This is a genomic window from Mesorhizobium caraganae (assembly GCF_016836705.1).
Classification (GTDB): Bacteria; Pseudomonadota; Alphaproteobacteria; order Rhizobiales; family Rhizobiaceae; genus Mesorhizobium; species Mesorhizobium caraganae.
The window spans coordinates 144160-156761 of record NZ_JAFCGY010000007.1; the positions used below are offsets into that span (position 1 = coordinate 144160).

Consider the following 12602-nt stretch of genomic DNA (forward strand, 5'->3'; position numbering starts at 1 on the left):
ACGGCTTTTCGTCTGATCGGCATCTAGTTGTTCAGTCCCGGCATTTGATGGCTCGGATCGAGCTTGAATCGCTCAGGCTCTTTTGTCCAGATTTTGCAGATGAACTCGTATGGTGTGAGGCCTTTGAGGGTCTTGAGCCTTCGTCCGAAGTTGTAAGCACTGACAAAGTCGGCGAGATGGGCTTCGAGCTGCCGGTGTCTGTCGTAGTGATATCGCTGGAGCGTGGCTTCCTTGATCGTGCGGTTCATCCTCTCGACCTGCCCGTTCGTCCAAAGGTGCTTCACTTTGGTAAGCCGGTGCTCGATTCCGTTCTCCTGGCAGCGCATGTCGAACATGTGCGTCACATAACGCGCCGTCGGCCCATCGGGGTATCGCTGCGGGAAGGTGAACTGGATGCCATTGTCGGTGAGCACGGTGTGGATCTTGTAGGGAACCGCCTCAATCAGGGCCGTGAGGAAGGCCGCTGCCGAGGTCCGGCCCGTCTTCCTGACGACCTGCACGAACGTGAATTTGCTCGTGCGATCGACAGCGACACAGAGGTAGAGCTTGCCTTCGGCGGTCTGCACCTCGGCGATATCAATGTGGAAGTAGCCGATCGGGTCGCTCTTGAACTTCTTCTTGGCCGACTTGTCGCCTTCGACATCGGGCAACCGTCCAATCCCGTGACGCTGCAGGCAGCGATGCAATGAAGAGCGTGTCAGGTGCGGAATGGTCGGCTGCAAGGCGTAGAAGCAATCATCCAGAGGCAGGAGCGTGTGTTTGCGGAACGCGACGATGATCGCCTCCTCCTCGATCGACAGCACCGTCGACCTTGGTTCTTTCGGGCCAGTCGGCACATCGGTGACCGAGGTCCGGTTCTTCCACTTCGCCACCGTCTTCTGGTTGATGCCGTAGCGCCTGGCCAGAGCTCTCAGGCTCTCTTGACTATGTTGTATCGCTCGACGGATCGCCTCAGTCGTCGTGGCGCTCCCGTGCAGAACCTGGCCCATAGCGCTTCCCTTGATTCGTGCGACAATGGTGCACCATCAAAGTGCGGGATCAAACAGCTAGTCCTCCTCCTCCCGAAAATCTTGCAGGGAAGCGTGGCCTAAGTCCTCCTCGCCGCGCAAGTGCTTCACACGGCCGATCAGCCCTGGCTTGACCCATTGCGTCGCCGGTCGCTTCATGCCCGCTGGCGCCGGTCCTGCATGCTCCTGAACGCGCTTCCACCGACGTTTCTCGCATCTCGCGGTTCAGAGTGATGAAAGCCGAGCCAACATAGCGCCCAGTGCCGCGCTCGGCCAGCAGCGCGAAGGATGCTTGCCTGGTTCACGCTCGACGCCCAGCAGATCGAACTCGCCGATCGCGTGGCATTTCGCCTTCAACCAGTTGGTCGACGTTCCTGTCCCGCAGATCGTGGCCGTTTAGGTGGAGAAGATCGAACGCCACGAAATACAGATCATGCTCCCGGCGGGTTATCGCCTTGCGCAACTCACCGAAGTCGGACAGTCCGGCCTCATTCAGGTTTCTCGCCGGCGATGATCGCGCTCTCTACCTCTAGGTCGCCGGCCGCCTTGGCGAGGCCACGATACTTCGACGTCCAGTCCAGCACGCGCCGGGTGAAGATGCGGACGCCCTCATCGTCGATGATGATCTGGGAACGATAGCCCTCGAACTTGACTTCGTGAATCCATTCGTCGCCTTCAGGAGGCTTCTCCATAAGGGTCGGCAGCAAAGGCTCGACGAACTCATAAACACACCCACACCCGCCCATTCAATTAGCAGGTGCTGAAATGGTTCCCACTTGGGAACCTTTACGCCGCAGCCGGGTTCGGTCGGTCATGACACGAATTGCAGATCTCGGACCGCCACCTTTCCCCGGCAAACCTCAGAGGCCCGGCAACGGCCACGACCATTTTCACGAATGCCCAATATGCGGTCAGCGCGTCGACCGGCGCGACATTCGGCAAGTGTTGTGGCACGAGCAGCCCGATCATGAGCCGCTTGAGCTGGATAATTAAGGAGCGGCCGAGTTGCCGAAGTATCATGTCGAGGAAATGAACGGCGATGCCGTCACGGCTACCCACGTTGTCAACGCGACAACGCCTCTAAGGGCAGCCCAGGAAGCAACGGAAAGCAGCGTCACATTGCGCACAAACGAGGCGGTGTGGATCAGAGTGACCGACGAGAAGCGCGGCCACATTTTCGAGTACGCCTTCGCGGCTAACTTGGTGGGCTAGGCATGGCAACGCCAGCGTCAAGATGAGCGGCACAAAGTCTAGTTGGCTTCATGCACTGGACTGAACGGCTTTCTCGTCCCCTGGAGATCGGACCTCCATGGACGATCGGAGCCCGCTGCCTTAAGTGGCGGGCTTTTTCGTGCGTGTCGGAACTTTGCGATATACGGGTGGTTGTGGATGCAGCGTCTGCGCCTCCCGGGCTTAAAGCCGCTGGCCAAGGTGCGGATCTTGGTCGGCCCGCGCTTCCCTTTCGATAAGCGGCGCGGGCCACTCTTTCGCTTACCGGCAAGCGTTCTTCCCTAGCGGAATGTATATGAGTGGAACTTAATAAAAGGAGGCGCTTTATTCACTCATGAGCACACGCGGCACAAACTTCCTTCACAAATGGATTTCCGGGAACGTCCCCGAAACGGTCAGCGCCGACATTATCTCAGTCGCCGAGCTGACGCACAAGCTGTTCGCCGATGCTAAGGCGCTCGGGATCAAGAGCGTCGAGATCGAGGAAGACGCCGGCAGTGTCTATGAAACTATCCTGGACGCGATCGTGCATCACACCGCCGGCTTGGCTGGCTGATCCAGATGGCCGAAAAACCGGAGGCCACGACCTACGTTGTCAGCGTTTTTGACAAGCCGCACTAGCGAACCGTGCTTACCACCAAGGACAAGCAGAAGGCGTTCGATATGGCCAAGGAGATTGGCGACAATGTGCGGGTTGAGGAGATCACGCCGAAGGGGAAGAGGCGCTAGGTTTTGGAGGCGAACGTGCAAGGATCGCCTTCCAATTTTCCTTGCTGCAGACCTTCGGAACGCACACCTTTATCCGGTGCGGCCCGGCACCTTTGGCCGAGGAGAGCCAAGTACGCGCCGGGCCTAGCCGGGGCATAGACCTCAAAACCGGCTTGGAATCTATAACGCGCCAAAGCGGGCATGGGCGAAACATACAAACGAAGGACGCAATCTAGCCGCGCGAGATTGGCGGTGTAGGACAGCGGGCAAGGCTAACGCGCGCTGGCGGGCTTCCCTGTGTCGGTCTATTTGGTCGGCGGTTTCATCATCACGCGCAATTGCATTTGGTCGATCGTTGCGACGATGGCAGCTGCCAATGCCTCGGCCTCGTCCATCAGACCCGGCCCATAGAGACCATTCACCGCTTCCTCGCTCGGCAGCACGCCAGGCGGGCAGTGATCCTCGATTGTGCGCCGGATGAGCGTCAGCGCTGCCCGGCAATCGTCGGCTTCGATCTTCATAGCCATTGAAACATGCAACTCGTCTCAAATGTTCCGGAACTATTTAAGCGCATGCTAATTGGATCCCGTCGCTGGAGTGTGTGTGCATGCGTAGAAGTCCCAGCCCTGGAAGGCTGAAATTCGTCCCGCCGCAACTGCCGCGCCTGGTCGAGACGCCGCCCGAAAGCGATGATTGGATCCACGAAATCAAGTACGACGGGTACCGGACGCAGGTCATCATCGACTGGGACGGCGCGCGGGCATACACGAAGACCGGGATTGGCTGGACGTTGCGCTATTGGCCGATCGTGACAGCCGCCGAGGCGCTCGGTGCACGGTCGGCAATCATTGATGGCGAGGTCATTGCACCGACACCAAACGGCGCCCCGGATTTCTATGCGTTGCGCTCGGCGATGGCCTGGAATGCCGAACGGTTGGCATTCGTAGCCTTTGACCTCCTGCACCTCGACGGTAAAGACTAGGGCGCTGCCGATCGTTGAGCGGCGGGCGATGCTTTGGGATCTGGTCAAGCCGGCAGACGGTATCATCCAATTCAGCGAGCATGTTGACGGCGGCGGCGCTGCATTCTTCCAAGGCATTGAGAAGCTGCGCCTCGAAGGCATGGTGTCGAAGCGCCGCGGTGCGCCCTACAGGAGCGGCGAGTCCGACGCCTGGCTGAAAATCAAATGTTACGAATTCAGCGAACTCGACCTGCTTGGCGTCAAGCGTGAGCCGGGCAAGCCCGCCATGGCCTTGATGGGGCAAGGCGGCAAGTATGCAGGGTCGGCGTTCATCACGTTGCCGAACGATGTCCGCGAACGGCTTTGGAAAGGGTGCAGGCCGCGCGAGAGGCACTGGATGGTGTTCCGAAGGCGATGACCGGTGTCGAGTGGCTGAAGCCCGGTATCAAGGCGAGGGTCAAGCATCTGCGGGGCGAGGCAAAACTGCGGCATGCATCGGTAAAGGGCATTGTCGATGACGGAACCTAAGACCAGGGTCGAGCTTATGACTCGATGAGCACCCGCGGCATCAAGTTCCTCGACAAATGGATGGCAGATCATCTGCCCGACGCCATAAGCGACGATCCTGTCGCCATCAGCGATCTGGCCGACGAAGTTATGAGAGCCGCCGACAGTGCGGGCATCGGCGTCGGTGAGATCACTGAGGAAGTGAGCAGCGTGTTCGAGGTCATCCTCGACGCGATGCAACACCGCGACGGCAGCTTGGCAGACTGATCGTCACCGCGAGATATGGGCCAGATAGGAAAAGGCTGGACGTTCCAATCGCTGATCGATGACAAGATGACGGTGACGGCGTACTGCCACAAACCGGCTTGTCACCATAAACAGGAACTCAACCTTACGAAGCTCCGCGACCGATTCGGCCCGGATGCGCCGGCCATGGAATGGGACATACGGCCGAAGCTTCGCTGCAAGAAATGTAACGGGATCGACGTCGGCCTGATCTATACGCCCGACACCAGTCCGACCGGTTATGGCAAAGCGAAGGACAGCTAACCCGCGATCGCCATTCCAATTCCAACGCCTAGGCCTGTAGCGATCCCTAGAGAGCGAGCTTGCCGACCAGATCGAGGGAGAGGCGCGGACAGGGTGCCAAACGTCCTGGCGGGCTTCTCTGAGGGCAGCGGAAAGGTGCAATGTAGATCGAAACCGCGAATCTGTGAATCCCCCTTCCTTGGATACTTCAACGCAAGATGCTGAGAAAAAGAAAACCGCTTCGCATTAAGCATCCGATCGAACCCGCGATGAGCAGGACAGCGGCCCAACGAAGCTTGAGAGCCGAGCGTAGTTGGCGCTGTAAAACCAAGTGCGGCAGCAACGCCGCCGGCGGCAACCAAGGCCGGCGCCTTCATTGCATCCGAAGCAAATGTCTGAATTTGGGAAGTGTGCATTCGGGCTGCTTCTTCGCGTCGGCTGAACGTCAGCCTCGCCTCTGCCACTCGCTTTTCATACTGGTCGACCGTTTCGTCCATTGTTCCCTTCCCTCAAAGAATGGTGCAAAGGAAGCGCGCAGCTTTGCCACCGCAAGGGCGCGCTTGACGATTTCAGCAGATGGAAGTGGCGAACTCCGGACGCGCTTACTAGCCGCGCGGTCTGGCTCTCGGTCCTGGCAGGCTTTCATACTGATTTGCGGCCAATCTGGCGGATCGCCGATCTCTTAGCCACATGGACTTCTTTTTTCTTGCCAGTATCTCATCGTGATCGTCATCCGCGGTCGCTCGGCCTTTCATCGCGGCAATCTGATAATCGGCTCTATTCGTTCGATAGTCTTCATTTTGAACAGACAACATCGTTCCTCCCAGTTCAAGGCGCCTCCCTCCCTTTTTTGGCTGACGGAGACACTAGCTGCCGATGCATCGTAGGAGTCTACCAATTGTGGATTGTATTAAAATGATACACTCCGCTACGCCCCTGGCTTCCTCAGCCTCACGCCGGGGCCGCCGCCATTCTCAGCGATGAACTCGACGCCGGCCGATTCGAGGGCAGAGCGTATAGCGGCCAAGTTGTTGACCGATGGTACCCGGCGCCCCTTCTCAAAGTCGCGAACCGAGCTTTCACTAAGGTTGGATTGGTCCGCCAACTTCTGTTGCGACCAGTCAAGCAAGCCTCGTGCTGCGCGCGACTGGGACGGCGTCATCGACATTACTGCTACCTCTCCCGTTCCGCGAAATTCGTCTACCATAAACGAAATCCGTTGACACGGCGATTGTTTAACGGTTTACAAGAACTGTAAACGTTTTTCGTTGAAAGGACGAAACCATGCCGAACACACCAGTTCCGGCGGCCGGCGAAGCTATGCCCGCTGCCGAGGGAGGCCATATCATCGGGAGATTCTCCCGCCGACCCATTATCGTCATGGGCGACGTCGCCAAGGCATGAACCCGCGCGTCTGGCGCCAGTCTGTCGAGAAGCGCCTCAACGATCTCCTAGACCGCGCCATGAGCCTGATAACGGCACTCGATCTCATGGAGGCGGATTGCGATCTGGAAGACACAGCCGACGACGAGCCATCACTCGGCTGCCTCGATGATCTAGAGCTAGATAACTGCGACGACGAGGACGGCCACGACGCTGAGCCAGATCAATGCGACTGCGAACCCGTCACTTGGGAAACTGACCAGTCGCAGGAAGTGCTGGTGTCGCTATGAGTAGCCTAAGCAGATTTCAAAGCGATGTCGCCCAACTCTTCGCCAAGATCGCCGAGACGCGTCGCGAATTGCCGACCCTTAAGGATAGGCTTCGCACTGCTGACGAATTCCGGCACAAGTTCATGGCGTCCAGGCACAGCTTCGGCGGTGAAAGTCGCAAGACTTCGATCTGCCGGGCAATCGTGACGGCGATCACTGCGCCGCCTTGACTAATTGCCGCCATGACCGGGTTTATTAGCACCGTCTTAAATGATATGCTCGGCTGTCTTCATTGAGAGACATCCTGGTGTTTGGGCCCGGCGGCTTCAGCTTCCGGGCCTTTTTCCTCCGCGATATCCGACTGCTCGCTGTCTCATCGGTGGCGGGCTTTTCTTATGTGGCAGAAAAGTCACGCAGCTCGAATATGCAGAGCTTCAACCGCTGCGAGCTTTTTTTTCCAGCTAAGTGAGGCGTACCGTCGTCAGTGGGGCAAAGAAGGGGAGCCGCCCCTGAGACTCCTCCCGAACTAACGCCCGCAGCCTCACGGTTGCGGGCCTTCTCATTGCTCAGCCCCTACGTCTCGACGCCGAGCTGCGGAACGCAAACGTCGTGATGTCGTCACGGGAAATCCCGATGTCGCTGAGCATGTCGTCTGGTGACTCTCTCAACTCGTCCGTTGCCTTCAACAGCGCCTTCTGCTCGGCTCGATGACGGAGCCAATAGGCAAGGGGACCAACTGCGACAAGAGGAAGATTCACAAGCATAGGAAGGTTCACAAGCATTGGAGCACTCCCTTCACCGCTGCAGGAAACTGCACGTAGCCTACGCCGATACGTCGATGGCGTCTGTGACAAAATTCACAGATGCCTCGCGCTGGCGGGCTTTTTCATGCTCCTTCAGCGGCCGATCAGGCTTGTCGACTTGAGAGTAGCGTGATGATTTAGGTCATTCTTGCGAGAAGTTGACAATGACAAGCGATACGCCGCGACGGCCTCTCGACTACCACGACCCGGACTGGCTCGCGCTGCGGGAGAGGGTCTTGAGCGCGACGGCCGCAAGTGTCGGAATGGCTTGTCGGTTGACCTGCTCAACATCCATCATTGGAGACCCTCGGCGACGGATGCTGAAGGGGTGACCAATTGGGGCTACAGCGAAACCGGCAATCCATTGCTTGTTCCTGAGAGCGCCTTGGTGACATTGTGCCGGCTCTGCCACAGTGTTCTTGAGGATTCTAGACGGCGCCTGGTAAAGCTCCGCGAAGGCGCCGACGCAGAACCTGAACCTGGCCCTCCGCTCACCGAAATGGTCGGTTCGCGCAACATCTTTCAGCTTTGGGAATTCAAGGGGCGTACAGTACCGTTTAAGGCGCTCAAGGAGTCATGGCTCCAATCGCCCACCCACTTCATGCGGGTTGAGCGCGTGGTGATCAAGAAGTGGCCATACGGATTTGCCTGGGGTTGCTATGTTCGCGATGGCGTGGCTGGCGAACAGCTGCAAATCAATGGTGCAGGAACCTATAGCTGGCGTCTGGTCGATGACTAAGGCTATGGTGGAATTTCTCTTGCCGGCATGTCGCAACCATGTCGCACGGCCTTGCCGATAGCAGGCGGGAATTGTTTGTAATCAATGGTAGCCAGTAGCAACATAACGCAACATGAAATCGATCAAGTCGCGACCTTTTCCCCCTGCCAAGCTATTGTTTTTGCTTCGGAAAAATATGGTGCCCAGAGGCGGATTCGAACCACCGCGGCTTTTCAGTCCGCTGCTGGCGATTGATTTCGTTTAGCTTTTTGGCGACATGTCGCATCTATGTCGCATCAAGCGGCCGATATCTGGACTGGTAGTAGGCCGCGGTTTTGATGTTGGCTAGGCTTTCATCCAAGCGTCATGGCCATCACCAGAAACGTGACGGCGGTCGCGAAAATTGGAAAGAGCAACCAGCGTGCTTGGCCAACGCTTTTATCCATCTGTCTTCTCCGAATTTGGGGAAACAACGCCCCTAGGCTTAAGCCGATCCGTCTAGTCCCCGAGTACGACCATCGAGTTTCAGCGACGGCACTTGGTCCGATCCGGCATCAGACTGAAGTCTGGTGCAGGAACATTCGATCTGAGTTCGAGTTCGTTTGGCAGGCGAACAGGCGTGGTGCCGTCGCCAGGTTACCAGAGGAGAAATAGATGCGAATGCATTTCACAAGCGCCGCTGCGGCGCTCTTGCTGTTGGCCGGCGTAGGCGCCGTGGCAGCACAGGATGTCGTCATCACACCGGAACAGGACACGGTCGTTCGCGAATACGTGAAGAAGCAGCCGCTCGCGTCGGTTAAGCTTCCGGGCGTGGAGCTGAATGTTGGCACCGCTCTTCCTGACACGGTGGAACTTCATGAGGTTCCCGACGTCAAATACCGCTACGTCGTGGTCGACAATCGCACGGTTCTGGTCGACCCAGGCACCCGCAAAATTATCAAGGTCTACGACTGATCGAATTGCTGTAGCCCGCCGCCAGTTGTGGCGGCGGGCTGCGAATTCACCACGCGACCTAGGACAATGGAAATGTTGAATGACGTCGAGATTTCGCCAGCCCTCAAACCCGCGTGGCTGATCTCAAAGCGACAATGCGCGACCGCATAACAGAGACGGATATGAAGGCCTTCAAAAAAGTTGCATCGATCATGGGGGACATAAGCGGCCGGATTGACGGCGATGACCTCATTGCTTCGTTCCTGCAGGACGGCCAGCAACGAGATCCCGAATCCAATCCGACATCCATGAGACTCGCGGCCGGGGGCGGCGAGCCTTGAAATGCTGATTTCGTCCGATTTCACAAGGCTTGCGCGATGCCTGACTCTCAAAAGCAGACTCGGCCTTGTCTCTACGGGAAAATTGATGAACGAGCTTGCCATTCGAATCCACTTCCGGACGGCTGATGGCGGGATCGAAGATGCCCGCGATATCCGAGCGCCGGTCAAATCCGGATGATGCGATCAAGGCCGAGCCGTCTTGGGTACCCAAGCGAAAGACTCAATCTCGAAAGTACGGGTGAGTTCTTCGTCGCCGTCGATCACGCTGACAAACTATTCGCCGCCGGCTTCGATCAATTCAACATGGCGCTGCTTGTTGACTTGGACGTCGTCCATCGCAAGCTCTTTAGAAAGCAACGGGAAACGTCGATTTTTACAAGACCCATCCGGCGGGATTTTCAAAATCAGCAGCTAGGCTGCCGAGACATTTATTAGCTGCCGTTCCTGCCACCGAGTTGCTAGCGCAACCCCTGCATAAGGGCTTCGAATATCGGAACTGGATTCGAATGTCGGCGGGGATCATGCTTTCAAGGATCTCTCGCCGTTCGTCCAGGGCCATGTCACGCAGATCGTGGCCATTGAGGTGGAGGAGATCGAAGGCGACGAAATAGAGGTCGTGCTGCCGGCGGGTGATGACCTTCCGCAAAGTTGCAAAGTCTGACAGGCCTTTGTCGTTGAGTACGATGATCTCGCCGTCGATGATCGCGCTTTCGGCGCCAAGCTCTGCGCTGGCGGCGGCAAGGTCTCGATATTTCGAAGTCCAGTCCAGCCCTCGGCGGGAAAGATGCGCGTGCCGTCCTCGTCGATCACCATCTGCGATCGGTAGCCGTCGAACTTGACCTCGTGAATCCAGTCGCTCCCCTTTGGTGGTTTCTCCACGAGGGTCGGCATCCAATGGATCGACAAACTTCAAACGCATGAACTGACCCACGCCCGGCGGATTCAATTAGCACGCGCTTAATTAGTTCCGGAACATTTTAACGAATCATTGACCGCGCTGTCCCAAAATAGGACGGCGCGGTCAAATCCTACCCGGCTGCGCAGGCGGCTCCGACAGCCCCAACCCAAGCCGCACTGTCGGAGCCGCTCCCACACCCATCCAAAATACCAGCAATGGTTGAATCAACGGTTTACGACACGTGCTTTCAACGATGGGCGTAGGCTTACTCGTGCGATTTCTTTTTGCCTCTGCCGTTGCTTTTCAAGAAAACGAGCTTGTCTGAATAGCCGATCCGAACTCGCCGCATCCAGCGAAACCGGCGATCACTTTAAGCCAGGAGTCTTATGACGACTGGAATAAAGCAATAAGGACACTCGAACTTAATACAGGTCACGCATTTCGTCAGAGAATGGGCATTTGGACTGCACTCGCCTGTGCTTGAGGAAATTCAGCCGATAAGGGTTGGTTGCCCACGCGTGGGCAAGTCATACTTTCTTTGCGGCGGCTTGCGCCACCTGTGTGTGCAGCCTTGCGGGCCCGCGACCAAAGGCAGGACGCGGGCCCGGCCAAGTCTTGCGGACCCTGGCCAGCAGCAGTGCTGCTGCGTAATCAACCGATGGCCTTATATGCTGTTCCGCTAACACAACGAAAAAGCCCGCCACCGTCATGGGGCAGCGAGCAATCGGTCTGGAGTAGCTGGAACGAGCCAGCGCATGTGAATGAGCGGTGAAGGGATTTTCAAACTCCTAACGCAATCGGCGATATCGTCGAGCCGGCAGTTGAAATCAGCGGCTTGTTGACCATAGGCGGCGCCCTCTTGAAGGCAAAAATCCTGAAACCCATATCGACCTCGCGCGGAGCTGGTGTCGGCTCGCGTTAACACAAAGCTCAATGTTCGTTCGACTTGGAGGAACAGATGAACGATCGGATGTTTCAAAACGCCGTCTTCGTCAAAAGCGGTAAGGACCTTGTTCAGGAAATCGCGTGTCTCGAGGACGCTCTGGAATTTCTCTATGAATGGCCGAAGGACAGGCGCGGCCCCATTCACCAGACTGCATTGCGCGCCTGCCAGCGGGCTTTCGATAGCGACTATCCGCTGTCCGCAGCCAGAGACGCGTTCAGCGGTTTTGCCAAAGCAGCCAAAATCCTTGAGGAAGTGTCCATGACAATGCCGTGGATGACAGGCAAGGGTCGCCAAGGCGGAGGAGTGACGGCCTGATAGGAGGTCATGATGCTATCGAAACCTTTCGAAAAGCCAGTCCGGGTGTGGGTAGGATTAGGCTTTCCACGCCAACTCAACACGGTCGCAGACGCTTATCAATTCGCAGCGGAATGGTGTGGCAACAGCCCGGAGCAGAAAGCTGCTATTCGCGCTTGCAAAGCCGCGCTGATTGGCGATGTCGACCCGGAGACTGCACGAGGCGTCTTCATAGCGTTCGCTCGCAAGAAGGACATTCTCATGGAGGACGGCATTGAGCCTGCGCCTGCCAGGAAGCTGAGGACGCACCACGTCTAAAAATCGAGGCGGCTGCCATGACCGTGGCCGCCTTCCCAGCTAGGTCAAGACTCATTGATCCAGAAGATGAAGGCTGCGAGCGGGATTTGGCGGCGGGGCAAATCCTCGATCACTGCCGCAGCAGTCTTGTGATCATTGGCCTGGCTTGCACCCATCTTTATTGAAGATGGTGACCCAGCCCAATGCTTGGGCTGATATTGAAAGCGCGCTACAATCCGCGTCGGCGGACCGGCATATCGGCTTCCCGGACAACGATGTCCTCTCAGGCGCTTTATGCCTCGAGCCGAGGGCTTTGATTGAGCGCCCGCGGCACCAACTTCCTCCACACGTGGATTTCGGCCAACGTCCCCGAGACCATCGGCCCCGATATCATTTCGGTAAGCGAATTGGCCGACAAGCTTTTTGCTGAAGCGAAAGCGATCGGCATAAGTAGTGTCGAGATCGAGGAAGAAACCGGAAGCGTCTATGAAACTATCCTCGATGCGATTGAGCATCACAACGCCGCCTTGGCTGATTAAAGCCATGCCCTGCAATACCAGCGTCTGGGTCGCATACTGTCTCGTCGGCATCGTGGTAGCGCTGGTGGTGATATGGTCGATGAGATTGTAGTGGCCGCCGCTTGCACGGCGAAGAAGATTGCGCAACGCCTCGCTGCAGGATTTTCGCGAGGAGACGTAACGGTTTCGTACCATCTTTTTTTATTGAATTCCCGATTTCGGCGGACTTATAAAAATGGACATTTCCCATTGCTGTTGGAG

The 12602-nt window shown here is 57.2% G+C and carries 19 protein-coding genes; 11 read left to right on the forward strand and 8 right to left on the reverse strand.

The window, feature by feature from the left end; translation table 11 throughout:
- Positions 1 to 23: 23 nt before the first annotated feature.
- Positions 24 to 989 carry an IS481 family transposase gene (locus tag JQK88_RS16285; RefSeq protein WP_203278837.1) on the reverse strand — a complete coding sequence of 322 codons (966 nt, stop codon included), beginning with the start codon at positions 987 to 989 and terminating at the stop codon, positions 24 to 26.
- A gap of 506 nt (positions 990 to 1495) precedes the next feature.
- Positions 1496 to 1714 (reverse strand): ATP-dependent DNA ligase, encoded by a 219-nt coding sequence (locus JQK88_RS37795; RefSeq protein ID WP_446669877.1) that lies wholly within the window; start codon positions 1712 to 1714, stop codon positions 1496 to 1498.
- A 298-nt stretch (positions 1715 to 2012) separates the two neighbouring features.
- Here JQK88_RS37795 and JQK88_RS16295 point away from each other — a divergent pair, with 298 nt between their 5' ends.
- Together JQK88_RS16295 and JQK88_RS16300 are read left to right on the forward strand one after the other, a co-directional pair.
- Entirely contained in the window at positions 2013 to 2219 is a 207-nt protein-coding gene (locus JQK88_RS16295; RefSeq protein WP_192255672.1) for an ATP-binding protein, read from the forward strand.
- Positions 2220 to 2571: 352 nt separating this feature from the next.
- Positions 2572 to 2793, forward strand: coding sequence for a DUF768 domain-containing protein (locus JQK88_RS16300; protein WP_203278838.1), 222 nt, complete (start codon positions 2572 to 2574; stop codon positions 2791 to 2793).
- A 457-nt stretch (positions 2794 to 3250) separates the two neighbouring features.
- On the opposite strand, the gene JQK88_RS16305 is transcribed toward JQK88_RS16300, so the two are convergent.
- Positions 3251 to 3472 (reverse strand): hypothetical protein, encoded by a 222-nt coding sequence (locus JQK88_RS16305; RefSeq protein WP_246501710.1) that lies wholly within the window; start codon positions 3470 to 3472, stop codon positions 3251 to 3253.
- 80 nt (positions 3473 to 3552) lie between these two features.
- On the opposite strand from JQK88_RS16305, the gene JQK88_RS36150 reads away from it, so the two are divergent.
- From JQK88_RS36150 to JQK88_RS16320, 4 genes are all read left to right on the forward strand, one after another.
- Positions 3553 to 3927 carry an ATP-dependent DNA ligase gene (locus JQK88_RS36150; protein WP_246749852.1) on the forward strand — a complete coding sequence of 125 codons (375 nt, stop codon included), beginning with the start codon at positions 3553 to 3555 and terminating at the stop codon, positions 3925 to 3927.
- A 28-nt stretch (positions 3928 to 3955) separates the two neighbouring features.
- Entirely contained in the window at positions 3956 to 4324 is a 369-nt protein-coding gene (locus tag JQK88_RS36155) for a DNA ligase-like domain-containing protein (protein WP_246749853.1), read from the forward strand.
- Positions 4325 to 4458: 134 nt separating this feature from the next.
- On the forward strand, positions 4459 to 4680 hold the full coding sequence (locus JQK88_RS16315; RefSeq protein ID WP_192255668.1) for a DUF768 domain-containing protein: 222 nt from the start codon (positions 4459 to 4461) through the stop codon (positions 4678 to 4680).
- Positions 4681 to 4695: 15 nt separating this feature from the next.
- Positions 4696 to 4962, forward strand: coding sequence for a hypothetical protein (locus JQK88_RS16320; protein ID WP_210388319.1), 267 nt, complete (start codon positions 4696 to 4698; stop codon positions 4960 to 4962).
- Here the strand turns inward: JQK88_RS16320 and JQK88_RS16325 are convergent.
- Positions 4959 to 5438: a hypothetical protein gene (locus tag JQK88_RS16325; RefSeq protein ID WP_203278839.1), complete on the reverse strand. Its 480-nt coding sequence runs from the start codon at positions 5436 to 5438 to the stop codon at positions 4959 to 4961. The two genes, JQK88_RS16320 and JQK88_RS16325, sit on opposite strands and share 4 nt — an antisense overlap.
- A gap of 431 nt (positions 5439 to 5869) precedes the next feature.
- Positions 5870 to 6148 carry a helix-turn-helix domain-containing protein gene (locus JQK88_RS16330; protein ID WP_312037283.1) on the reverse strand — a complete coding sequence of 93 codons (279 nt, stop codon included), beginning with the start codon at positions 6146 to 6148 and terminating at the stop codon, positions 5870 to 5872.
- 193 nt (positions 6149 to 6341) lie between these two features.
- Here JQK88_RS16330 and JQK88_RS16335 point away from each other — a divergent pair, with 193 nt between their 5' ends.
- From JQK88_RS16335 to JQK88_RS16345, 3 genes are all read left to right on the forward strand, one after another.
- Positions 6342 to 6614 carry a hypothetical protein gene (locus JQK88_RS16335; RefSeq protein WP_192255662.1) on the forward strand — a complete coding sequence of 91 codons (273 nt, stop codon included), beginning with the start codon at positions 6342 to 6344 and terminating at the stop codon, positions 6612 to 6614.
- A 1050-nt stretch (positions 6615 to 7664) separates the two neighbouring features.
- Positions 7665 to 8135: a hypothetical protein gene (locus JQK88_RS36160; protein ID WP_246501708.1), complete on the forward strand. Its 471-nt coding sequence runs from the start codon at positions 7665 to 7667 to the stop codon at positions 8133 to 8135.
- 633 nt (positions 8136 to 8768) lie between these two features.
- Positions 8769 to 9068 (forward strand): DUF1236 domain-containing protein, encoded by a 300-nt coding sequence (locus JQK88_RS16345; RefSeq protein ID WP_192255660.1) that lies wholly within the window; start codon positions 8769 to 8771, stop codon positions 9066 to 9068.
- Here the strand turns inward: JQK88_RS16345 and JQK88_RS16350 are convergent.
- Both JQK88_RS16350 and JQK88_RS16355 read right to left on the reverse strand, forming a co-directional pair.
- The gene (locus tag JQK88_RS16350; protein ID WP_203278840.1) at positions 9059 to 9490 is read right to left on the reverse strand and encodes a hypothetical protein; all 432 of its coding nucleotides are present in this window, start codon (positions 9488 to 9490) and stop codon (positions 9059 to 9061) included. The genes JQK88_RS16345 and JQK88_RS16350 overlap by 10 nt on opposite strands.
- A 271-nt stretch (positions 9491 to 9761) precedes the next feature.
- Positions 9762 to 10307 carry an ATP-dependent DNA ligase gene (locus JQK88_RS16355; RefSeq protein ID WP_246501707.1) on the reverse strand — a complete coding sequence of 182 codons (546 nt, stop codon included), beginning with the start codon at positions 10305 to 10307 and terminating at the stop codon, positions 9762 to 9764.
- A gap of 937 nt (positions 10308 to 11244) precedes the next feature.
- Between JQK88_RS16355 and JQK88_RS16360 the strand changes: the two genes are divergently transcribed.
- The gene (locus JQK88_RS16360; RefSeq protein WP_192255656.1) at positions 11245 to 11547 is read left to right on the forward strand and encodes a DUF982 domain-containing protein; all 303 of its coding nucleotides are present in this window, start codon (positions 11245 to 11247) and stop codon (positions 11545 to 11547) included.
- 12 nt (positions 11548 to 11559) lie between these two features.
- Complete coding sequence (locus JQK88_RS16365; protein ID WP_192255654.1) at positions 11560 to 11844, forward strand: DUF982 domain-containing protein; 285 nt, start codon at positions 11560 to 11562, stop codon at positions 11842 to 11844.
- A gap of 44 nt (positions 11845 to 11888) precedes the next feature.
- Here the strand turns inward: JQK88_RS16365 and JQK88_RS37800 are convergent, their stop codons facing one another.
- Positions 11889 to 12488 carry a hypothetical protein gene (locus JQK88_RS37800; protein ID WP_446669878.1) on the reverse strand — a complete coding sequence of 200 codons (600 nt, stop codon included), beginning with the start codon at positions 12486 to 12488 and terminating at the stop codon, positions 11889 to 11891.
- Between the last annotated feature and the right edge of the window lie 114 nt (positions 12489 to 12602).

Excerpts from the sequence above, each read along its gene's own strand:
- JQK88_RS16285 (WP_203278837.1), bottom strand. The coding sequence starts at position 989 with ATGGGCCAGGTTCTGCACGGGAGCGCCACGACGACTGAGGCGATCCGT.
- JQK88_RS16300 (WP_203278838.1), top strand. The coding sequence starts at position 2,572 with ATGAGCACACGCGGCACAAACTTCCTTCACAAATGGATTTCCGGGAAC.
- JQK88_RS16305 (WP_246501710.1), bottom strand. The coding sequence starts at position 3,472 with ATGGCTATGAAGATCGAAGCCGACGATTGCCGGGCAGCGCTGACGCTC.
- JQK88_RS36150 (WP_246749852.1), top strand. The coding sequence starts at position 3,553 with ATGCGTAGAAGTCCCAGCCCTGGAAGGCTGAAATTCGTCCCGCCGCAA.
- JQK88_RS36155 (WP_246749853.1), top strand. The coding sequence starts at position 3,956 with ATGCTTTGGGATCTGGTCAAGCCGGCAGACGGTATCATCCAATTCAGC.
- JQK88_RS16315 (WP_192255668.1), top strand. The coding sequence starts at position 4,459 with ATGAGCACCCGCGGCATCAAGTTCCTCGACAAATGGATGGCAGATCAT.
- JQK88_RS16320 (WP_210388319.1), top strand. The coding sequence starts at position 4,696 with ATGGGCCAGATAGGAAAAGGCTGGACGTTCCAATCGCTGATCGATGAC.
- JQK88_RS16325 (WP_203278839.1), bottom strand. The coding sequence starts at position 5,438 with ATGGACGAAACGGTCGACCAGTATGAAAAGCGAGTGGCAGAGGCGAGG.
- JQK88_RS16330 (WP_312037283.1), bottom strand. The coding sequence starts at position 6,148 with ATGGTAGACGAATTTCGCGGAACGGGAGAGGTAGCAGTAATGTCGATG.
- JQK88_RS16335 (WP_192255662.1), top strand. The coding sequence starts at position 6,342 with ATGAACCCGCGCGTCTGGCGCCAGTCTGTCGAGAAGCGCCTCAACGAT.
- JQK88_RS16345 (WP_192255660.1), top strand. The coding sequence starts at position 8,769 with ATGCGAATGCATTTCACAAGCGCCGCTGCGGCGCTCTTGCTGTTGGCC.
- JQK88_RS16350 (WP_203278840.1), bottom strand. The coding sequence starts at position 9,490 with ATGGCAAGCTCGTTCATCAATTTTCCCGTAGAGACAAGGCCGAGTCTG.
- JQK88_RS16355 (WP_246501707.1), bottom strand. The coding sequence starts at position 10,307 with ATGCGTTTGAAGTTTGTCGATCCATTGGATGCCGACCCTCGTGGAGAA.
- JQK88_RS16360 (WP_192255656.1), top strand. The coding sequence starts at position 11,245 with ATGAACGATCGGATGTTTCAAAACGCCGTCTTCGTCAAAAGCGGTAAG.
- JQK88_RS16365 (WP_192255654.1), top strand. The coding sequence starts at position 11,560 with ATGCTATCGAAACCTTTCGAAAAGCCAGTCCGGGTGTGGGTAGGATTA.